Annotated in this window: 11 protein-coding genes, 8 tRNA genes, 3 rRNA genes and 2 pseudogenes; 21 read left to right on the plus strand and 3 right to left on the minus strand. The window is 40.1% G+C overall.

Annotated features, from left to right (window positions below):
* The first annotated feature begins 26 nt into the window (after window positions 1-26).
* The 13 genes from gyrA (at window position 27) to BBF96_RS13625 (ending at window position 9,703) form a co-directional block, all read left to right on the plus strand.
* A complete protein-coding gene (gene gyrA / locus BBF96_RS13565; RefSeq protein ID WP_127018277.1) occupies window positions 27-2,579 on the plus strand; it encodes a DNA gyrase subunit A in 2,553 nt (850 codons plus the stop codon).
* A gap of 378 nt (window positions 2,580-2,957) precedes the next feature.
* Window positions 2,958-3,596, plus strand: a complete 639-nt coding sequence (locus BBF96_RS13570) for a hypothetical protein (RefSeq protein WP_127017666.1) — start codon at window positions 2,958-2,960, stop codon at window positions 3,594-3,596.
* A gap of 596 nt (window positions 3,597-4,192) precedes the next feature.
* Window positions 4,193-5,765: ribosomal RNA gene (locus tag BBF96_RS13575) — 16S ribosomal RNA — on the plus strand.
* A 94-nt stretch (window positions 5,766-5,859) separates the two neighbouring features.
* A 23S ribosomal RNA gene (locus BBF96_RS13580) occupies window positions 5,860-8,847 on the plus strand.
* 42 nt (window positions 8,848-8,889) lie between these two features.
* A tRNA-Lys gene (locus BBF96_RS13585) sits at window positions 8,890-8,965 on the plus strand.
* A gap of 5 nt (window positions 8,966-8,970) precedes the next feature.
* A tRNA-Leu gene (locus tag BBF96_RS13590) sits at window positions 8,971-9,062 on the plus strand.
* A 16-nt stretch (window positions 9,063-9,078) separates the two neighbouring features.
* Window positions 9,079-9,153 (plus strand) — tRNA-Gly (locus BBF96_RS13595).
* A 1-nt stretch (window position 9,154) separates the two neighbouring features.
* A tRNA-Glu gene (locus tag BBF96_RS13600) sits at window positions 9,155-9,230 on the plus strand.
* Between the two features lie 4 nt (window positions 9,231-9,234).
* A tRNA-Val gene (locus tag BBF96_RS13605) sits at window positions 9,235-9,310 on the plus strand.
* 6 nt (window positions 9,311-9,316) lie between these two features.
* Window positions 9,317-9,393, plus strand: a tRNA-Asp gene (locus BBF96_RS13610).
* Between the two features lie 8 nt (window positions 9,394-9,401).
* Window positions 9,402-9,477: transfer RNA gene (locus BBF96_RS13615), tRNA-Thr, on the plus strand.
* A 19-nt stretch (window positions 9,478-9,496) separates the two neighbouring features.
* Window positions 9,497-9,613, plus strand: a 5S ribosomal RNA gene (gene rrf, locus BBF96_RS13620).
* The 16S, 23S and 5S rRNA genes sit together here with 8 tRNA genes alongside, the layout of an rRNA operon.
* 14 nt (window positions 9,614-9,627) lie before the next feature.
* A tRNA-Asn gene (locus BBF96_RS13625) sits at window positions 9,628-9,703 on the plus strand.
* Window positions 9,704-10,063: 360 nt separating this feature from the next.
* Here the strand turns inward: BBF96_RS13625 and BBF96_RS17535 are convergent.
* Both BBF96_RS17535 and BBF96_RS13635 read right to left on the minus strand, forming a co-directional pair.
* Window positions 10,064-11,360: pseudogene (locus BBF96_RS17535) on the minus strand (transposase).
* Window positions 11,361-11,937: 577 nt separating this feature from the next.
* Window positions 11,938-13,374 carry a DDE-type integrase/transposase/recombinase gene (locus tag BBF96_RS13635; protein WP_127017667.1) on the minus strand — a complete coding sequence of 479 codons (1,437 nt, stop codon included), beginning with the start codon at window positions 13,372-13,374 and terminating at the stop codon, window positions 11,938-11,940.
* A 170-nt stretch (window positions 13,375-13,544) separates the two neighbouring features.
* Between BBF96_RS13635 and BBF96_RS13640 the strand changes: the two genes are divergently transcribed.
* The 6 genes and pseudogenes from BBF96_RS13640 to BBF96_RS16510 all read left to right on the plus strand — a co-directional run bounded on the left by BBF96_RS13640 (window position 13,545) and on the right by BBF96_RS16510 (window position 18,139).
* A complete protein-coding gene (locus tag BBF96_RS13640) occupies window positions 13,545-14,273 on the plus strand; it encodes a hypothetical protein (RefSeq protein WP_127017668.1) in 729 nt (242 codons plus the stop codon).
* Between the two features lie 133 nt (window positions 14,274-14,406).
* Window positions 14,407-14,610, plus strand: a complete 204-nt coding sequence (locus tag BBF96_RS13645; protein ID WP_127017669.1) for a hypothetical protein — start codon at window positions 14,407-14,409, stop codon at window positions 14,608-14,610.
* Window positions 14,591-17,251, plus strand: coding sequence for an AAA-associated domain-containing protein (locus tag BBF96_RS13650; protein ID WP_127017670.1), 2,661 nt, complete (start codon window positions 14,591-14,593; stop codon window positions 17,249-17,251). Before BBF96_RS13645 ends, BBF96_RS13650 begins: the two co-directional genes overlap by 20 nt.
* Window positions 17,252-17,382: 131 nt before the next feature.
* Window positions 17,383-17,580, plus strand: a complete 198-nt coding sequence (locus BBF96_RS16505; RefSeq protein ID WP_164731079.1) for a hypothetical protein — start codon at window positions 17,383-17,385, stop codon at window positions 17,578-17,580.
* A gap of 34 nt (window positions 17,581-17,614) precedes the next feature.
* Window positions 17,615-17,704: pseudogene (locus BBF96_RS17540) on the plus strand (hypothetical protein); the annotation flags it as partial.
* A 6-nt stretch (window positions 17,705-17,710) separates the two neighbouring features.
* On the plus strand, window positions 17,711-18,139 hold the full coding sequence (locus BBF96_RS16510; protein ID WP_164731080.1) for a hypothetical protein: 429 nt from the start codon (window positions 17,711-17,713) through the stop codon (window positions 18,137-18,139).
* 273 nt (window positions 18,140-18,412) lie between these two features.
* On the opposite strand, the gene BBF96_RS13660 is transcribed toward BBF96_RS16510, so the two are convergent.
* Window positions 18,413-18,568, minus strand: a complete 156-nt coding sequence (locus BBF96_RS13660) for a helix-turn-helix domain-containing protein (protein ID WP_205665645.1) — start codon at window positions 18,566-18,568, stop codon at window positions 18,413-18,415.
* A 740-nt stretch (window positions 18,569-19,308) separates the two neighbouring features.
* Here BBF96_RS13660 and BBF96_RS13665 point away from each other — a divergent pair.
* Together BBF96_RS13665 and BBF96_RS13675 are read left to right on the plus strand one after the other, a co-directional pair.
* Window positions 19,309-20,547, plus strand: a complete 1,239-nt coding sequence (locus BBF96_RS13665; RefSeq protein ID WP_127017672.1) for an MFS transporter — start codon at window positions 19,309-19,311, stop codon at window positions 20,545-20,547.
* A gap of 526 nt (window positions 20,548-21,073) precedes the next feature.
* On the plus strand, window positions 21,074-21,610 hold the full coding sequence (locus BBF96_RS13675) for a M50 family metallopeptidase (protein WP_127017673.1): 537 nt from the start codon (window positions 21,074-21,076) through the stop codon (window positions 21,608-21,610).
* The last annotated feature ends 35 nt before the right edge of the window (window positions 21,611-21,645 follow it).

Genomic DNA, 21,645 nt, shown 5'->3' on the forward strand with positions numbered 1-21,645 from the left:
TTGAAAGGTAGGTATAGCTTATGTCCATGGAAGGGATACAGAATGACCATGTAAAATTGGTTGGTATTGAAGATCAGATGAAAAATGCTTATCTAGATTATGCCATGAGTGTTATAGTAGGCCGTGCATTACCTGATGTCCGTGATGGTTTAAAACCGGTTCACCGGAGAATTCTTTATGCTATGTATGAATTGGGAATGTATCCTAATAAACCCTATAAAAAATCTGCGAGAATTGTTGGTGAAGTACTTGGTAAATACCATCCGCACGGAGATAGTGCTGTCTATGACACTATGGTTCGGATGGCCCAGGATTTTTCATATCGATATCCGTTGATTGATGGCCACGGTAATTTCGGTTCCATTGATGGTGATGCAGCTGCTGCCATGCGTTATACTGAGGCAAGAATGTCTCAAATAACTATGGAACTCTTGTCTGATATTGACAAAAACACAGTTGATTTCCGTCCAAATTTTGACGATTCATTAAAGGAACCGGAAGTTTTGCCAGCGCGTTTGCCAAATTTATTAATTAACGGTGCATCAGGTATTGCGGTTGGTATGGCTACTAATATACCACCTCATAATTTGGGTGAGGTGATTGACGGAATTATTATGTTGATTGATAATCCTGAGGTTAGTATAGAAAAATTAATGAAGGTAATCAAAGGCCCTGATTTTCCAACCGGTGGAATAATTATGGGTAGAAATCGGATTAAAAAAGCGTATAAAACCGGTCGCGGGCATCTAAAAGTTAGGGCCAGAACTAATATTGAAGAGATGAAAAATGGAAAACATAGAATTGTTGTTACCGAAATTCCATACCAGGTCAATAAAGCTAAGTTGATTGAAAAGATTGCAGAACTGGTACGGGAAGGTAAAATAAAAGGTATTACAGATTTACGCGACGAATCAGACCGTGAAGGTCTGCGGATTGTCATTGAATTGAGAAAAGATGTTGTTCCTAAAATTGTTTTAAACCAATTGTTTAAACATACTCGGTTGCAGGTTACTTTTGGGGTTATTAATCTGGTTTTAGTTAACAATGAGCCAAAAGTTTTAAACTTAAAGGAACTTCTTCAGGAATATATTTCACACCAAAAAGAAGTAGTAACCAGAAGAATCAAATATGATCTTAAAAAAGCAGAGGATAAAGCCCATATTCTTGAGGGTTTACGGATTGCTCTTGCTGATATTGATCGGGTTATTCAGTTAATCCGTAGTTCAAAGGACACAGCGATCGCCAAAGAGCGTTTGATTGATACTTTTAAAATGACAGAACGGCAGGCTCAGGCGATTTTAGATATGCGCTTGCAACGTTTAACAGGTTTAGAGCGGGAAAAGATTGAAATTGAATACAAAGAACTTCTTGAAAAGATTGCTTTTTATAAAGATGTTTTGAATGATGAAAAGAAATTATATGGTATTATTAAAGAAGAGTTACTAGAGCTTAAAGAAAAGTATGCTGATGAAAGAAGGACTGAGATTGTCCAGGACTATTCTTCTCTGGATGCAGAAGATTTAATTCCTCAGAAAGATTCAGTAATTACTCTAACTCATCAAGGTTATATCAAACGGATGCCCCTCGATCTTTATCGAAGTCAACGTCGGGGTGGCCGTGGGATTACTGGTATGAGTACAAAAGAAGAAGATTTTGTTGAGTGCATGATAACAGCCACAACACATGATTATTTCCTCTTTTTTACCAATAAGGGTCTTGTCTATCGGTTAAAAGGATACCAGATCCCTGAAGCTTCTCGACAATCCCGAGGTACAGCTATTGTTAACTTATTGGAACTTCAACCTGATGAACGAGTTACCGCTGTAATACCTGTTAGGAATTTCTCGGAAAATAAATATTTAGTTACTATTACAAAGAATGGATTAATTAAGAAGACACCACTTGTTGACTATGAATCCAAATATACCAGTTTGATTGGAGTTACTTTACGTGAAGGGGATGAATTGATCTCTGTAAGACTTGCAGAGGAAGGTCAGGATATTATTGTCGGTACTGCTCATGGTAAAGCAATTCGCTTTAGTGAAAGAGAAGTACGTTCGATGGGACGTTCTGCTCAGGGAGTCAAGGCAATTACTTTAGATCCTCAAGATTATGTAGTTGGTATGGGTGTGATTAGTGAAGGTAGCCGGATTCTGACGGTTACTAACAAAGGTTATGGTAAATTAACTCTGGAATCTGAGTATCGTCCTCAAACTCGTGGAGGTAAAGGTCTTATTACTATACGACTTACTGAAAAGAATGGTCATTTAATTACATTGCGCGTAGTGAACAAAGAAAAAGAGATTATGATGATTTCTTCAGGTGGAATCATGATCCGTATTCCTATCGAAGAAATTTCTGTTCTAGGTCGGAATACTCTTGGTGTTAAGATGATGCGTCTTGATCCAGAGGATGAAGTAGTCTCTGTTGCGTTGATTGATCCAGAAGATGAAAAAGAGATAGAAGAACCAGAGAAAAACGATACAGATATCGATGAAATAGATGATTTAGATAATGACAAAGTTGATTATCCTGATTTTATAGATCAAGAATATGATGAAGATATAGGAGACGATTAATTGTTGATAACTTTTGATTTATCCACCACTTATCCACAATTGTGAATAACTATTAATGAATACTGCTAATTTATTAGCATTATTACGGCTGTTGACAAAGTCAAAACGGTCAACAGCTTTTTTATGTTAAAGAAATTTATGGACGGGTTATAGGAATCAGGGCGCATACGACTGTGAGTTTAGATTTGATAAGCGTGGTATAGAGCGGGGTGAACAATTTGCTTAATATGCAAAAGGGTAAGCAGTAAGAATTATCAAAAAAATGCTAAAAGCAGTTTCCATGGCTTTGGATCAGATTAAGTACCATTGAAGTGCAAGATGGTAAGCTTATTTTAGGTAGATAAATAGATTTAAAAGGGAGAGGGTGAAATATGAGTTATGAGTAGAGTAGAATTAAGCATAATTGGTGTTTTTGTAGGGGTTATGTGTCCCCTATCGTTATTTGTTTTCGGATGGTGGCTTGTTGCACTGCTTAGTGTCTATAACATTTTAAATATATCGGATAACGTAATAGTTGGTATAGCTTTTGCTGGTTTAGGTGTTGGCATTATTCTTGATATTTTAGGCTTGAAAAACTTGATAAGCAGATTCTATACTTTGGAATTAAGGTGGCTAGTGTTGGTCTATATATTTTGGTCGTGTATAGCAGTTGCTTTCTTTATGGGGCTACCATTCGGTAATATCGTTCTTGGAATAATCGCCGGGGTGTATATCGGTCGGAAACATTATTATGCCGGAACATCGAAAGATCTCTTTGCAATGAGCGCAAGGTATGTCGGTATATTTGCTGCGTTAATCACAGGTATATTGGCGTCAGCTATAGGGTTCATGGCACTGAATGATCGTTATACACTGCGAATGATATACTCAAGTGTGGGACTAAAGCCAAGTAGCATAACGGATGTGGCTAATGCCATCTTGGTAGGTATGGGGTGTGTGGTTCTAGTAGTGCTCCAATTTTGGTGTACAAAGTTTGCGGCTATGTTTGCATTCCGGCTGGGTAAGAGGGTTACTTAATGGTTTATTGATGCTAAAAAACTAATTTTTCGCTTCATAAAGAAATTTTTCGAATCATCTAAAGTTCGATTTCAGTTGAAATAAAGCATCCTAATCAATGGGGCGTCCTGGCCCTTGATTAGCTCATCACATCCTCATTATGAGGCCATTTTTTTCAATCTCACTAAGATGGTTTAACGAAAAATTTCAATAGCGCTCAAAATTAGCTTTTTGCAGTTTAATCATTGAAGAATTTTAAAAATTATGCTTGATATTTTCGAAATGATTTGTTAAAATAATAAATGTCGTTTGCAAGAGTTTGATTTGGATTGTAAGTTTTGTACTTCAATCTGGAGGTTAAAAACTCGATTTAATGTGTGTTAAAAAAATTCTTGACTTTGTTTAAATAATCTGTTAAAATAACTAACGTTGTTTAACAAAAAATTATTTTTCTAGATTTGAAGTTAAGACTTGACAAGATAGTTAAGAGATGATAAGATAATGGATGTCGCGATGATAGCGACAGAAAATGACCTTTGAAAAGTGAACAGCAATCAGCCAGAAGATTTCCTTTGAGTTAAGGAAATTAAGCACTTTAAAGTGCTTAAGATAGATTTTGTTTGGAGAGTTTGATCCTGGCTCAGGACGAACGCTGGCGGCGTGCCTAACACATGCAAGTCGAACGGCCTGCTCTGACGGAGGCCTTCGGGCTGAAGTTGGAAGTCAGGCAGTGGCGGACGGGTGAGTAACGCGTGGGTAATCTACCTCCGAAACGGGGATAACCCACCGAAAGGTGGGCTAATACCGGATGAGCTTCCGGGGGCGCATGTTCCTGGAAGGAAAGGTGGCGTTAAGCTGCCGATCGGAGATGAGCCCGCGTCCCATTAGCTAGTTGGTGAGGTAACGGCTCACCAAGGCGACGATGGGTAGCCGGCCTGAGAGGGTGTACGGCCACACTGGGACTGAGACACGGCCCAGACTCCTACGGGAGGCAGCAGTGGGGAATATTCCGCAATGGGGGAAACCCTGACGGAGCAACGCCGCGTGGGTGAAGAAGTTCTTCGGAACGTAAAGCCCTGTCATGAGGGAAGAAAGGCCGCATGTTTAAGAGATGTGCGGTTTGACGGTACCTCATAAGAAAGCTCCGGCTAACTACGTGCCAGCAGCCGCGGTAATACGTAGGGAGCGAGCGTTGTCCGGAATTACTGGGCGTAAAGGGCGCGTAGGCGGTCTGGTAAGTCAAATGTGAAATACACTGGCTTAACCAGTGGGCTGCGTTTGAAACTGCCGGACTAGAGGTCAGGAGAGGAGAGTGGAATTCCTGGTGTAGCGGTGAAATGCGTAGATATCAGGAAGAACACCGGTGGCGAAGGCGGCTCTCTGGCCTGTACCTGACGCTGAGGCGCGAAAGCGTGGGGAGCGAACGGGATTAGATACCCCGGTAGTCCACGCCGTAAACGATGGATACTAAGTGTTGGGGGTTTAGATACCCTCAGTGCTGTAGCTAACGCGATAAGTATCCCGCCTGGGGAGTACGGTCGCAAGACTGAAACTCAAAGGAATTGACGGGGGCCCGCACAAGCGGTGGAGCATGTGGTTTAATTCGAAGCAACGCGAAGAACCTTACCAGGGCTTGACATCCCGTGACTACCTGTGAAAGCAGGGTTTGGCTCTTTGAGCCACACGGTGACAGGTGGTGCATGGTTGTCGTCAGCTCGTGTCGTGAGATGTTGGGTTAAGTCCCGCAACGAGCGCAACCCCTGTCCTTAGTTGCCAGCGGGTAAAGCCGGGGACTCTAAGGAGACTGCCGGTGACAAACCGGAGGAAGGTGGGGATGACGTCAAATCATCATGCCCTTTATGCCCTGAGCTACACACGTGCTACAATGGGCTGTACAAAGGGTTGCGAAGCCGCGAGGTGGAGCTAATCCCAAAAAGCAGCTCTCAGTTCGGATTGCAGGCTGCAACTCGCCTGCATGAAGCCGGAATCGCTAGTAATCGCAGGTCAGCATACTGCGGTGAATACGTTCCCGGGCCTTGTACACACCGCCCGTCACACCACCCGAGTTGGATGCACCAGAAGTCGCTGTCCTAACCGATGAGGGGGGAGGCGCCAAAGGTGTGTCTGGTGAGGGGGGTGAAGTCGTAACAAGGTAGCCGTACCGGAAGGTGCGGCTGGATCACCTCCTTTCTAAGGAGAAGAGAGTGCTGATTGCTGTTCACTTTTGAGAGGTCATAAGCCTTTCAGTCTGTACTTTGAAAACTGCATATTGGGGTTCGAGATAGATCAAGCTGTAAAGGGCATACGGTGGATGCCTAGGCGCCAGGAGCCGACGAAGGACGTGGTAAGCTGCGAAAAGCCCCGGTGAGCTGCAAACAAGCGTAGACCCGGGGATGTCCGAATGGGGTAACCCACCACAGGTAATGCTGTGGTATCACACACTGAATGCATAGGTGTGTGAGGGCAAGCGGGGGAACTGAAACATCTTAGTACCCCGAGGAGAAGAAAGCAAAAGCGATTCCCTGAGTAGCGGCGAGCGAAAGGGGAGGAGCCCAAACCCATGTAGTGTAGAAGGGTGCAGCCGTTGCTACATGGGGGTTTAGGACCTCAACGGACAGTCTGCACGCTGTCAGGGGTTAAACTGAGAGTCTAGCCGAACTGTCTGGGAAGGCAGGCCATAGAAGGTGAGAGCCCTGTAGGCGAAAGGCTTGAAGACCCTGTTGAGGATCCAGAGTACCACGGGACACGTGGAACCCTGTGGGAAGATAGGAGGACCATCTCCGAAGGCTAAATACTCCCTGGCGACCGATAGTGAAGAAGTACCGTGAGGGAAAGGTGAAAAGAACCCCGGGAGGGGAGTGAAATAGAACCTGAAACCGTATGCCTACAAGCAGTGGGAGGACTATTAGAAAGTCTGACCGCGTACTTTTTGTAGAACGGACCGGCGAGTTATGGCATGTAGCGTAGAGGTTAAGCCGAAAGGGGCGAAGCCGTAGGGAAACCGAGTCTGAAGAGGGCGCAAGTTACATGCCATAGACCCGAAACCAGGTGATCTATCCATGGCCAGGGTGAAGCAGGTGTAAGAGTCTGTGGAGGCCCGAACCACATTGACGTTGAAAAGTCATGGGATGAGCTGTGGATAGGGGTGAAAAGCCAATCGAACCTGGAGATAGCTGGTTCTCCCCGAAATAGCTTTAGGGCTAGCCTCAGGTGTTAGGTATCGGCGGTAGAGCACTGATTGAGCTAGGGGCCCTGAAAGGTTACCGAACTCATTCAAACTCCGAACACCGATACCGAAGAGCCTGGGAGTCAGACTATGTGGGATAAGCTTCATAGTCGAGAGGGGAACAGCCCAGACCGCCAGCTAAGGCCCCCAAGTACAGGCTAAGTGGGAAAGGATGTGGGACTGCATAGACAACCAGGATGTTGGCTTAGAAGCAGCCATTCATTTAAAGAGTGCGTAATAGCTCACTGGTCGAGTGGTTCTGCGCCGAAAATGTAGCGGGGCTAAGCCTGTCGCCGAAGCTGCGGATTCGCGTAAGCGGATGGTAGGGGAGCATTCTATACGGGGCGAAGCCGTACCGTAAGGAGCGGTGGACTGTATAGAAGAGAGAATGCCGGTATGAGTAGCGATAAGGGGAGTGAGAATCTCCCCCGCCGAAAGCCTGAGGATTCCTGAGGAAGGTTCGTCCGCTCAGGGTAAGCCGGGACCTAAGCTGAGGCCGAAAGGCGTAGGCGATGGACAATCGGTTGAGATTCCGATGCCGCCTAATTGGCGTTTGAGCGAAGCGGTGACGCAGAAGGATAGGCCAGCACAGTGGTGGAATACTGTGTCCAAGCATGTAGGAGGGCCGGATAGGCAAATCCGTCCGGCTGTTAACTCTGAGGTGTGATGGGGAGCCCTGAAATGGGGCGAAGTGGCTGATTCCCCGCTGCCGAGAAAAGCCGCTAGCGAGCCAATGGGCGCCCGTACCGCAAACCGACACAGGTGGGCGAGGAGAGAATCCTAAGGCGCGCGAGAGAACCCCCGTTAAGGAACTCGGCAAAATGACTCCGTAACTTCGGGAGAAGGAGTGCTCCGAGTAGGAGAAGCGGCGAGCCCGCGGATTCGAAAGGAGTTGCAGAGAATAGGCCCAGGCGACTGTTTACCAAAAACACAGGTCTCTGCTAAGTCGCAAGACGAAGTATAGGGGCTGACGCCTGCCCGGTGCTGGAAGGTCAAGGGGAGATGTTAGCCATTAGAGGCGAAGCATCGAACTTAAGCCCCAGTAAACGGCGGCCGTAACTATAACGGTCCTAAGGTAGCGAAATTCCTTGTCGGGTAAGTTCCGACCTGCACGAATGGCGTAACGACCTGGGCGCTGTCTCAACGGGGGACTCGGCGAAATTGTAGTGTGAGTGAAGATGCTCACTACCCGCGGCAGGACGGAAAGACCCCGTGGAGCTTTACTGCAGCCTGATATTGGATTTTGGTACAGCATGTACAGGATAGGTGGGAGGCGTAGAAGCCAGCACGCCAGTGTTGGTGGAGCCGTCGGTGGGATACCACTCTTGCTGTGCTGGAATTCTAACCAGATACCGTGATCCGGTATTGGGACATTGTCAGGTGGGCAGTTTGACTGGGGCGGTCGCCTCCTAAAAGGTAACGGAGGCGCCCAAAGGTTCCCTCAGTGCGGTCGGAAATCGCACGTAGAGTGTAAAGGCAGAAGGGAGCTTGACTGCGAGACAGACAGGTCGAGCAGGTACGAAAGTAGGGCTTAGTGATCCGGCGGTAGAGGATGGAATTGCCGTCGCTCAACGGATAAAAGTTACCCCGGGGATAACAGGCTTATCTCCCCCAAGAGTTCACATCGACGGGGAGGTTTGGCACCTCGATGTCGGCTCGTCGCATCCTGGGGCTGAAGCAGGTCCCAAGGGTTTGGCTGTTCGCCAATTAAAGCGGTACGCGAGCTGGGTTCAGAACGTCGTGAGACAGTTCGGTCCCTATCCGCCGCGGGCGTAGGATATTTGAGAGGATCTGTCCCTAGTACGAGAGGACCGGGATGGACGCACCGCTGGTGTACCAGTTGTCCCGCCAGGGGCACCGCTGGGTAGCTATGTGCGGAGTGGATAAACGCTGAAAGCATCTAAGCGTGAAGCCACCCTCAAGATTAGATATCCCGCTGAGTTAATCAGGTAAGACCCCTGGAAGATTACCAGGTAGATAGGCCGGAGGTGTAAGGGCAGTGATGTCCTTAGCTGACCGGTACTAATAGGTCGAGGGCTTGATCTATCGAAGACCCCAGTATGCAGTTTTGAAAGTATAGATAAGTGTGGGCCATTAGCTCAGTTGGCAGAGCACCTGACTTTTAATCAGGGTGTCGATGGTTCGAATCCATCATGGCTCACCATTTATGCGAAGGTGGCGGAATTGGCAGACGCGCTAGATTCAGGTTCTAGTGGGCAATAAAAACGCCCGTGGGGGTTCGAATCCCTTCCTTCGCACCAGCTAGCTTATAGTCATGCGAGAGTAGCTCAGTGGTAGAGCATCACGTTGCCAACGTGAGGGTCGCGGGTTCAAGTCCCGTCTCTCGCTCCATGCTCCCATCGTCTAGCGGCCTAGGACACCAGGTTTTCAACCTGGCGGCACGGGTTCAAATCCCGTTGGGAGTGCCATTTAGGGCGCATAGCTCAGTTGGGAGAGCACCTGCCTTACAAGCAGGGGGTCATAGGTTCGAGTCCTGTTGCGCCCACCATTTTGCGGAGACGTGGTGTAGTTGGTTAACATATCGGCCTGTCACGCCGAAGATCGCGGGTTCGAGTCCCGTCGTCTCCGCCATTATTTATGCCAATGTAGCTCAGTCGGTAGAGCACTTCCATGGTAAGGAAGGGGTCACCGGTTCAAGTCCGGTCATTGGCTCCAGTGAAAAGTGAATAAAGTTTCCCGTGACGATAGCGGAGGGGCCACACCTGTTCCCATTCCGAACACAGAAGTTAAGCCCTCCAGCGCTGATGGTACTGCAGGGGAGACCCTGTGGGAGAGTAGGACGTTGCGGGATTTTTTAAGTAACGCTCCCCAATAGCTCAGCTGGTAGAGCAACTGGCTGTTAACCAGTGGGTCGCAGGTTCGAGTCCTGCTTGGGGAGCCATTTTGATGTCTGTTTCAAACTTTTTCAAAGTATCCTTCCGTCTTTCCCGCACAAGAGAGAAGGCAGGAAAAATGAAAATCCCTCTTTCTCCAATTTTGGAATGACAATGAAGCCCACCCACACCCGTCCCAAAAGGAAATTTTTTTTGAAGCTTTTTGCGTTGTGCGTCTTTTTTTATTAAAAAACAAAAAATTACTCTCTTAATTTTCTTAATAAAAATTGGTAATTTTCTTTATTGTTACCTAATAACCAGTCATTGTATATTATTACAAAAAGAAAGTTCTAATTTTGGGTATACCTACCCCCTTATAATTCGAGAAGTCTTTTTTAAAATCTAAACTAAATCCTTAATTTGTATCATTAAGCCGGTTTAACCAGACTTCTCATCTTGTCTCTCTGGTTTTCTTTAATACGGCCTACTGCCATCGTCAGCATTATTATCAATGCCAGAAAACAGCGCATTTTCATCTTTTTCAAACCACGAATAGTATGTCTTTCAAAACCATAACATACATCCAGACGGCTATTTATTCTTTCTATCGCTGTCCGTCCTTTATATTCCCTTTCCCAACGATAACTGGAACGCGCTATCGGTGTAAATATTCTCCTATCTTCCGATAATTTTATCCTTATACAATTTGATACCTTGCATTCGCATTCTTTTTGCCCTTTACATTCTATCCCATAGTGAACAGCCGGACAACGATATTTTAATGTCTCTCTATCCTTTTCAAATCCTCCATATGCCATTTGTCGTCTTTTTGCTGTTTCTAGACAATAACAATATACTGTTCCGCGATAGTCATACACTATATTATCATAATTAGACAACAACTTTGTTTTTTCTCCATCTCGCCACATATTTCTTATATCTATTACAGGTTTTATTTTATAGTCATCTCACAATTTTTTTATCAATTTGCTATCATCATAACCTCTGTCTGCCAGAAATATCTCACAGTCTTTTATTATTTCTGGATGTTTTTCTTCCACTTCTCTTAAAAGTTTATGCGCCACCGGAACCTCGTGAACTGAAGCTTTTGTAACTTCAAATTCTACTGGCAATTCATAATCAGCATCTACTATCAAATGAAGTTTATAACCAAACCAATTTTTTATCTTCTTCCACAAAGTGCCGTCTTCATGTTCGCCTTGATATACCTTTCTTCCAAAGTCTGCATCAACATCCCTGCGTCCATCTCTTTTTTTCTTATTCTTGCAAAACTTTCGATTTCTTTTCCATCTATCGCCAGTCTTTTCCCATAATCAGGTAGCAATTCTTTTAGCTGATCTACTAAATAATCAAATATCTTATCTATCTCTTCCTGGTTTTCCATTATCTTTTTTAAAAATCGAGAGTAAACCCAGGAGGGTGGTACTTTATTACTAAAACCACACATAGCCCTTAATTGGCCGTTTCTAGATAATTCTCGCCTTAAACTCTCAATTGTTTCATGTTGATAAACAATCCCAGCCAGGATTGAATTCCACATTGCTCTTATCTCATAATCATTTCTTCCTTTGCCACGTTCCCTTTCTAATTTTTTCATTAACTCTTCATCAGGCATATATTCTATAACCAACCGCAGCCTTTCCAGATCGCCTAAATTTTCAATTTCAGTGTAGCAAAATAATCTTTGTTTGGTATAATAGCCATAGGGTGATTCCTCCTTTCGTGTGATTTTCTTGGCTAATTACTATTATATTACAAAATCACGGAGGTTCACCCTACTTTTTTTATTCTGGGGGCAATTTTTAATATCTTTACGATTTACCCTAATAAAACCGGTATTTTAATATGTTTTTTGGGGTAAAGAAGTTTCCATTAACTCTATTTTTGTTGATATATCAAGACTTATTTACTACGCAAAATACTCTTTTTGAAAAGGAACTTGACTTTTTGCTTTTTTTTTGCTATATTATACATGATTATGTAATGTTAAACAGTGATAAATTTTGGCAGGTAGTGTCAAAAGATCTATGAAAAAATAAAAATGAGTCTATTTAAGGTAAGATAAGCGATTAATCGACGCTATCGCCCTTGACAAACACCATCCAAATGGTGTTTAGAAGTTACCGAGGGCGAAGGGAACAGATATAAAGGCATGACAAATCAGTCCACCCTCGCAAATCCAGTTTACCATTTAGCTGGTTCGGTTTGTCAAGGGTGCGCTTCGCCGATAGCTGGTTTTAGTATTTTTTGCCTCAGGCTCTGCTAAACAGATATAAAGGTGTTATGCTGCTTGATATTGTAAGATAAATTCCTTAGCCATCTGTATTAGTTTAGACCATCTGGCAGGCATATGAGGTAAGTCATTTAATTCAGGAATTACAACAGGTACAGAATTTTCAAGAGCTGAATGAGGTCTTAGGAAGTTGAAATAAGCAGTAAAGAGAACAGCGAAAGTTACAGAACCATCTAAGGACTTGAAGCCGTGAGTAGACCTATAGTTAGCTTTAAAAGTTCTGTGGAGGCGTTCAATAATTTGCTTAAGAGGTCTATATTCAGCAGAAATAGGGTCTTCATTGGTAAGTCCAATGACCTGATTAATATCAAAGTAAATGCCGTATTGAGCAAAGTACTGTTGAGCCAGAAAATAAATAGGGTTGCCATCAACAACGAAGGATAAATTATCAGGGATGGTTTTAAGTTTGGATAGAACATCATCTATAGCTTTGATGGCAGAAAGAGTGTCTTTATTAGGTGAGACGCGATAAGAGAGAATGATCTTTTTTACGGCATCGAAGAAGAAGAAAATATATTGCCATTTGGCATCGACTTTGATATAAGTTTCGTCTCCACAAAAGGAGTTGGAGAGTTGATAAGGGTAATGATCGACAAAAGGCTTGATAAGGCAAGCGACAGATTCAGCGTAGTTTAGTACGGTTTGATGAGATATTTTAATACCATGGATATCTTCCATCAAGGAAGCAGTATTTCTGGAAGAGAGTCCGTAGTTAACGTAATAAGTAAGAATCAAGCCCAGAGTATGAGGAGAAGCGTGAATTTTAGAGATATCTACATCAGGTATGGCAGGGCTGGATTTACTCAAAGGTTTGTAATCGAAGTTGAACTGACGATAGATATAACGAACTTTAAACTCATGAGGAGCGATTTTAAATCTCTTTTTCTGTTCTTTAGACATAGAAGCAAGATTATTCAAATAGAAAGGGCAATTATCATTTTTGCATTTAAAGATAAAGTAGTCCTTACGTTCCTTAATTTTTTCGAGTCGTTTGGAGCAATGAGGGCATTTAAGAATGGCAGCCTTAGAATAGTAATTTTTAAAGTTGAAATTACAGGAACAGACTTTACATTTAAACTGTCCTCTGCCACCATTGTTATCATACAAATATTGATGAGGAGCGCCACATTGTGGGCATACAAGGTTATTGGGTATTTTAACTTTTTTGTTTTTATGACGTTTGATAGGTTTAAGAGGTTTACCATGTGAGTTTTGATAATCGATTAGAAGTTGGTTAAAGTTCAGTTTTTCAGGGATTTCAATAATGGGCATTTGATCAACCTGAAGTTTTCGGTAGGGTTTGTCAATCAATTTATCATGAGCTTTAAGAGTAATATGCTTACCAAGCAAAGAGCTGATGAGGAAAACAATGATTTTTTGTTGAATTTGAATGTATAACAGTAATATTTGAATTAATTTAATCAAGGTTTGCTACCCCCTTCTTTTTTTGGTGATTTGGTTTGGTTAATTCAAATATACCTTAAAAAAAAGGGGTGGCAAGTTTTAAATAAAAAAAAATTAGTAATATCAAGGGGTTATGGTCAAAAACTTAAAAAAACTTTTGACAATACGCTTTGGCAAAAAGGAGGGTAAAAATGAGTGATTCAGAAATAAGAATCAAGCCAAAAGCGGGAGCTGGAGATGTGGCCTACACAGCCTTAAAGGCAGGTCTTTCAACGATACCGGTTATTGATGGGCTAGCCGCAGAGATTTTCTCGGCAATTATTGTTCCTCCACTTTCTAAGCGGCGTAATGAATGGATAGAATCAATCGCCAAAGGTCTCAAGGCGCTAGAAGAAAAAGTTGATGATTTTAATATTGAAGCTCTTTCTCAGAACGAGATGTTCATCACAACAGTTATGCACGCGAGTCAAGCAGCGATTCGCAATCATCAAAAAGAAAAACTTGAAGCTTTGCGCAATGCGGTTCTAAATGCAGCTTTACCAAATGCTCCAGAAGAAGATATTCAACTTATGTTTCTTAACTTTGTTGATACTCTTACGCCATGGCATTTGAGAATATTGAAATTCTTTGACAACCCCCAAGAATGGGGGCGAAGAAACAGTATTACATATCCAAACTGGTCAATGGGCGTCCCATCAACCGTTTTAGAACACACCTTTCCAGAATTGAGAGGGCGACGCGATTTTTACGATCAGATTGTGAAAGACCTATTTGTTCGGGGATTAATGAACATAGAGTCTTTGCATGTTACTATGACTTCACAAGAGATGTTTGCTTCTCGTACAACGGATATGGGAAAGCAATTTATTAACTTTATTACATCACCAATTGAGAGTGATGATGAAAAACAACAAAGTTAGGAAGCCGACTTCGGCTAACATGGTGTATGCGGTTCGCTACGCTCACCAAATGCTAGGCTTTACCTCGCACTTCGCATACACCGAGAACGTTAAGTGAAATTGTGCTTAGAATGTTAATAAAGGAGCAATAGGTATGGGAAAATTAAAAATATTAGCAAGTGGGGATTCTCCACAGGCTCAAGCTCAGGCAAGGGGGAAACTGTTTGAAAAGTTGATGGCAGAAGTCCTACGACAGTTAGGTTATGAAATCGATCGCATCCCCAATATTAACTATGCAGGGATGGAAATTGACATAGAAGGGAAATCAACTACTACACATGGTTCCACTTTATGCTGAATGTAAATATTCTGAAGCAAGTATTGATTCACCTAAGTTACAAGCTTTTTTTGGAAAATATATGACACGTTGGTTTAAAGATAAACGAAGTCAAGCTTTATTTATCGCACTGCCCGGCATTAACAGCCATGCTAAGGGGTTTTATAGGGAGAACATTGAGAGTAATTCAGGCATTACGTTTCGTATTCTAGAAGAAGATGATGTGCTTGAAAAACTTTTTAGATTTACGGACATTGCGCAACCAGAAATTATTGCTAAAAACATTCCAACAAATATTGGTTCACCAGGAGATTGGTCTTTAATTTACACAGATAAAGGAATGTTTTGGGTTCAATATATTATCCCTACAGGTGGAGGAATACCTAACAAAATCGCAGTCTTTGATGCAAAAGGAAATCCCATATCAGACAGAGCAACTGTAGATTACTTAATACAACTCTACCCTGAAATTGGTGACTTTGAAATAATCACTATTGAGAATGTTACCATATCGCAGACATCAAGGGTTCAAAAAGAAGCAGAGCAAATTGTGGAGGTTAAAGGGAGTTCTACATGCTTTGAGTACCAATTCCCAGCTTCACCAGAATATTTTGTTGGCAGGCAAGAGGTTTTAAGTGAAGTGTATTCATATACAGAAGCAGTAATAGGTAAAAAAACTTCCTCCAGGGGTCTTCTATTTGAGGCTAATTCAGGATGGGGGAAAAGTTCGGTTGTTCTTGCCTGTGTGGACCGTCTCAGACAAAAGGGGCATTTTGCCATTGCTATAGACTCTCGTTCAGCATCATCTTCTCAATTTATTCTGCACGTGGTAGATTACGCTCTTTCAAAGTTTGGAGATTTTGATGGCTTGCTTTCCGAAGGGCAAATAACCAAAATAATTACAGGCTTTGAGGGTGCTGTAAAAACTCTTGTAAACATAGGACAAATTCTTGAACAACATAACAAAGTTATGTTTATATTCCTTGATCAATTTGAGAATCTCTTCTTTTCGCATGAGGCTTTGGTGAAAATTAGAGATCTATTTTTAAAAATTCAGGATGCTCAAACAAATGTGGTGTTAGGGTTTTCTTGGAAAACGGATCTTGTTGGTGTAACTAGTGAATTCCCTTATCGAATACGAGATAACATTCGAGATTCAAGCAAGCAAATAAACTTAAGTACCTTTTCTAATGTAGAAACTGATGCACTTCTAGATAAACTGAAAGAAGAATTGGGTATACGAACACTGAGGAAGGATCTTAGGTTTTTTCTTTCCGAATTTTCTCAAGGTTATCCTTGGCTGCTAAAGAAACTCTGTGCTCATGTCAAAACTCAAATAGAAAATGGTACTCCTCAGGCAGACATAGCCTATAGCCTTCTAAACATTGAGGAACTTTTCCAAGAAGACTTACGAGGTTTATCTCCGGAGGAGGAAGACGTATTACGGCGAATAGCTAAATTAGCACCAATTAGTGTTCAAGAATTGGGAGAAGAATTTAAACCTGAAGTAATTCAAAGCCTGGTTCATCGTCGGTTGTTAGTGAGAATCGGCAATAAATATGATGTGTACTGGGACATCTTCCGTGATTATTTGAATTCAAGCCGTGTTCCCGTCCAAGAAAATTATATCTTACGTACGCAGGTTGGAAGTGTTTTAAGGGCTATCAAATTGCTAGTTGAAGCGGGTGGTAACCTTTCAACTTCGGATTTCCAGGAACGTACAAATCTATCGGAGAAATCACTTTACAATGTTTTGCGAGATATGAGGTTGCTTGGTTTTATAAAAGTCGATAAAGATAATATTGCTCTCTTAATCGATCTTCCTAAAGAAACAGAAGCTTTTGAGGAAGCTTTAAGAAATCATTTGCGAGAGAGGCTTAAACGCAATCGCTTGATTTGGCGTATCTTGAAGACATTGGAAGACAGAGAAAAATTAACAATAAGTGAAGTATCAGAATTACTTGAGAATTCTTGTCCGTACATCTCCGCTACAGAAAAAACTTGGCAAACGTACGCACATAGTTTTGCAAAATGGATGCATTTTACTGTCTTGGTAATATACAATAGTAGGGAAAAGGTACTTTCTCGCTATACACTTGGAGCAACAGAAGTTCGTGACCTTCGTCCTTTCCTAGCCAAGCGACGAGGTGGGATAGTAGCTCCTCCTATTCAATTTACACCTATTGAAAGGGTAGCAATTAGACTGGTCGATGCCCGCAGGCAAGGAGGCAGAGTGAACTGGAGTGGGTTTAAAAGGAGTACTGTCAAGAAATCTCTAGTAGCTCTTGAAGAACTGGGTTTTATTCGTCGCAATCCAAGTTCTATTAGCTTGCTTCCAGATATTGAAGGTTTCGTAAACTCTCCAGAAAAGCGCCCCGAGATATTTGCAAAAGCTGCCTTAAATATACATTCATTTGCTATATTCATTGATATACTTCAAGAAAACAAAGACAAAAAGTTATCTCTTGCTGAACTTGGAATGAAACTCAAGGAAAAACTTGGCACGGATTGGAAAGAAGGTACTGCTAAAACAAATGCTAAAATAATGCTTGATTGGGCACGCCATGCAAATCTTGCACCTGGGGTTTGGTCATATAAGTGGAGAAGAAAAAGTATAATTTCTCAACCGACTTTATTTTCTGATTTTGAAAAGGAGGAGTGAAAATAATTTGGAAAGCACAACTTCACTTAACAGCGGGTATGCGGTTCGCTATCGCTCATCCAAACCTTTCGCTACGTTCAGGGCTTCGCATACCCGCGGAATGTTGTGCGCAATCAGGAGGATGGTTAAAAATGGATAGGAGTAGAATAGATCCCAAAGAATTTCAAGAGTCTATCACAAAAGAGCTGGATACTATCAGGAATAGAGTAAGAAATTTAATAGGGACTTCCCATTGGGGAGAAGAGGGGCAATATAAGGAAGCTATCTTGAAAAATGTGATAAGAAGATTTCTACCGAGCAATTTATATTGGAACAGGTTTTGTAATTAAGAGAAATAACAACGAAACTCAAATTTCTAATCAGATTGATATAATAATCTACGATAATACAATTCCCGTCTTCTTTTCAGAAGGAGATTTTGTCATTACAACATATAAAAATGTAAAAGGAATTATTGAGGTGAAGACTAAAATAAGAAATAGCGAATTGGAAGAAGTTATAAGAAAGGCAGAGGATAATGGAAGATTGATTGGAAGGGAAATATTTAATGGGATTTTTAGCTATGAGTACGACAAGAATATAGAGTCAAGAAGTGTATATCGCGCTTTAAAAAATGCAAGAGGTTATGTGAACCATATATCATTGGGGAAGGATGTGTTTATTAGATTCTGGAGAAAAGAGGATAGAAACAGATTAAATCCTCCAGTTGAGAACTGTGAAAGTGACTTTTACAATATTTATGAACTTAGAGGTTTATCGTTTTCTTACTTTATATCAAACTTACTGGAACTAACTTGTTCTTCAAAGCTTGATGATAGATGGTGGTTTTTATATCCTATCGTGGGAACTAAAGAAAGACACAGGGTGAGAACAATATGTTTGGATTGAGCCTGACTGCGCACAACAGGTGGATATGTGGTTTCGCCCTTATGGGCTACGCCCAAATTTGCCCACGAAGTGGGCAAACTTCACATATCCCCGAAACGTTATAGGGAAATTTTTAAATAAAAAATCAGCGGAGAAGCCCGCATCTTCATAAATACCAAAAAGTTCCCAGCCCTTAAACTTTCGGCTTTTAAGAAAATTTAGAAAGGATAAGAATAGAGAACAGATTTATTTTTCTTTATTGGTAAAAATTTCTTTATTTCTTATTTCCTACAACTACTTATCAATATCTTCTTTTCTAAATCTCCATTGATTAGCAATTTTCACAACAGGGATTTTGCCTTCCCTTGCCATTTTATAAAGAGTAGATTTTCCTATTTTTAGATATTTTCCGGTCTCCTCAAGGGTCATTATTTCAGAACACCCTTCCATCATGGGTTAACTCCTTTTTTGCCCGCCAAAGTTTATCACCATTTAACATCACATAATAATATATAGCAAAGAAAAGCAAAAAGTCAAGTCCATTTTCAAAAAAATTTTCTTTTTTGAGCGGGTGCGGGTGGGCTTATTATCATTCCAAAATAGGAGAAAGAGAAATTTTTATTTTCCCGCCTTCTCCCTTGTGTGGGTGAGACGGAAGGATGTTCTGAAAGAGTTTGAAACAGCTATTAAAATTGCTCCCCTAATTGACGGCTCTTTCAAAATTTGAATAGGGTCTTTTTGGGTAAGTTCTGGAAATTCAAGAAATTCAACATCTATCCTGAATCCGTGACACTTTTTTAAATTTAGTACTTTCTGAACTTTTTTCTAGACATCTATGAGACAAAATACAGCAATAAAGTAATTTGATTATTAATAAATATATATTACTATTTTATTAGCCTTAAAAAAGACAATAAAATACTACCTCTTTCCGAAATCTATAAAAGATCCAGAAAAAGTTAATTTCTAACTTTATCTGCTTGTTATATATCAACAATAAGATATATTTACATGATTATACTGCAAAAAGCTAATTTTTCGCTTCATAAAGAAATTTTTCGAACCATCTAAAGTTCGACTGAAATCTTACTAAGATGGTTTAACGAAAAATTTCTATGTCGTTCAAAATTAGCTTTTTGTAGTATGATCATAGTATATATAAAATTAAAAGTGAGGTTATCAAGTTTGTCATGAATCCAATTAAGAGCTATGATTTTAACATAAAGTTATATAAATATTATATTATTTTATCCAGGGCCCTATTTATATGGCCAATAATGGTGGTTTTTTTAAGGAGTAAGGGCTTATATTTTACCGAAATCATGTTGTTGAATTCAATAAGTGGTTTTTTAACATTAGTTTTTGAGGTTCCGACAGGAGTATATGCTGATAAAGTGGGAAGGAAAAACAGTGTTATAATAGGATTATTCTTTAACATACTTAGTTTTTTAGTTTTTGTATTGACAAATGATTTTAAAATTTTACTTTTATCCAGTCTTTTTGGAGCCTTATCAGATGCTTTTATTTCAGGTGCAGATTCGGCATTACTTTATGAATCAATGAAATACGCTAATAGATTAGAGGAGTATGATAAGACTATTTCTAATATTCATTCATTGTGTTTTTATGCTTCAGCAATAACAGCTATAACTTCCAGTTTACTTTATGATTTAAATAAGTACTTTCCTATGTATTTATCAATTATATTTTTAACAGTTGCTATGATCATTAGTTTTTCTTTTAAAGAACCTCCGAAAGAAGAGAAGAAATCTGCTGAAGTTAAATTGGATATAAAGACTCAGTTTGTATCGTATTTTCAACATATACAGGAAAGTTTCAAATATGTTTATAGTAACAGGGATGTACTGTATACAATATTTTTGTACTTTATTTTTATGTTATATATTTCAAATATGAACTATCTTTCACAACCTTATATGCAAGACATTGGAATTCCCGTTATTTATTTTGGAATAATCTTTTTTGTGTTTAATATTATTGCAGCAAATTCAGCAAAGTTAAGTCACCTCTTTAAAAATCGTTTTAAAGATACTTCATTTAACATAATAATTATCCAAATGGTTATATGTTTTCTTTTGCTAGGTTTGACACGTAATTGGTATGGTGTATTATTATTGATGTTCGGTAGAATAGCTACAGGATTGACATGGCCATTATTGGATAGTCGCTTAAATAATCAGATACCATCTAAGCAGAGAGCAACTATAATTTCTCTTAAAAGTTTTGTTGTTAGTTTATCTTTTGTGATTTTTGATCCGATTATTGGATTTTTGATAGATTGTTTTAATATTTTTACGACATATTTAATTTTGGGTGTATCATTATTATCGGTCTATATTGTTGTTAAGCTAACTGGAATAAGACGTATAAAATCTAAGTTCTTCAGGTTGAAAGAGCAATTAAGATAATAAAAACATCCAAACCAGAAGAATTTGTTAAAGCATTTAAGGAAGCATAAATACTTGAAAAATGTCGTCATAACCATATTGTTGATGTTAAAAATGCTGATATAGAATTTATTAATTCTCAACCTAAAGCGTTTATTGTTATGGAATATTTGCAAAAAGGGTCAGTTCAAAAGTATCTAGAAGAAAATTTTATTTCTGTAAAAAGTGTTGTCAGTTTGTAACGGGAGCACTTTGGGGAAAGCTAAAATTGAGAGTTTACAACCAAATTTTTATTTTAAAGGAGCATTCCTGTAATAAATAAATTTGGAGTTAGATAAAAAAAGGAGAATGCTTAGTATGCGGTTTAGAACTATCAGAAGACGAATTGAAAGTACTCAGGTTGTTGGAATAACTGCAATGGCGGCTAACAGCGGGTATACGGTTCGCTATCGCTCATTCAAATGCTCGGCTTTGCCTCGCACTTCGCATGCCCGCAGAACGTTATCTGAAATGCTATTGTATTTCTTAGAATTAAGGGGAGATTTAATTGGGAGAGAAAAACTTAGCTAAGAAAAAAGTCCTTTTTATAGTATATATCATTTTTTTAGCTTATCTAATAATGCTAGTAATATATCCTTTTTTTCATGAATTAGGGCATCTAATGTCTGCAAAATTTTTTGGTGGAAAAATTAACGGTATGAAATTAGCTTTTTTTCAAGCAAAAGCTTTTTTTCAAGGTACATTTAATTCATTTCAATCAGCAATAATTCATATTTCTGGTTTTGCTTTACCATTTATAATTTGGTTAGTTTTTATTTTGATTGTACCAAAGAAAGCACATCCTTTATTTGAAATTTTTAAAATATTATTTTCGGGAACAGTTATAGGGTCTATGTTAGCTTGGATTGTTATACCAATTATATTTGAATATAAGAAAGCACCAGTTGGTGATGATGTAACAAGATTTATGGAGAAAATAAATGTGAGTGGCTTCTGGATAAGTGGCATTTTTTTAATAATATTTTTATTTAGTATATTTCTTTTTATGAAGAAACTAGGAGATATTAAAGATATCTTTAAATAAAAAATGTAACAAGGTAGCACTTCAGATAACATGAT

The organism is Anoxybacter fermentans, assembly GCF_003991135.1.
Lineage (GTDB): Bacteria > Bacillota > Halanaerobiia > DY22613 > DY22613 > Anoxybacter > Anoxybacter fermentans.

Bases quoted from the DNA above. Each gene is read 5' to 3' on its own strand.
- BBF96_RS16505 (WP_164731079.1), top strand. From the start codon at position 17,383: ATGGATAGGAGTAGAATAGATCCCAAAGAATTTCAAGAGTCTATCACA.
- BBF96_RS13650 (WP_127017670.1), top strand. From the start codon at position 14,591: ATGGTTCCACTTTATGCTGAATGTAAATATTCTGAAGCAAGTATTGAT.
- BBF96_RS13660 (WP_205665645.1), bottom strand. From the start codon at position 18,568: ATGGAAGGGTGTTCTGAAATAATGACCCTTGAGGAGACCGGAAAATAT.
- BBF96_RS13645 (WP_127017669.1), top strand. From the start codon at position 14,407: ATGGGAAAATTAAAAATATTAGCAAGTGGGGATTCTCCACAGGCTCAA.
- gyrA (WP_127018277.1), top strand. From the start codon at position 27: ATGGAAGGGATACAGAATGACCATGTAAAATTGGTTGGTATTGAAGAT.
- BBF96_RS13570 (WP_127017666.1), top strand. From the start codon at position 2,958: ATGAGTAGAGTAGAATTAAGCATAATTGGTGTTTTTGTAGGGGTTATG.
- BBF96_RS13665 (WP_127017672.1), top strand. From the start codon at position 19,309: ATGAATCCAATTAAGAGCTATGATTTTAACATAAAGTTATATAAATAT.
- BBF96_RS13640 (WP_127017668.1), top strand. From the start codon at position 13,545: ATGAGTGATTCAGAAATAAGAATCAAGCCAAAAGCGGGAGCTGGAGAT.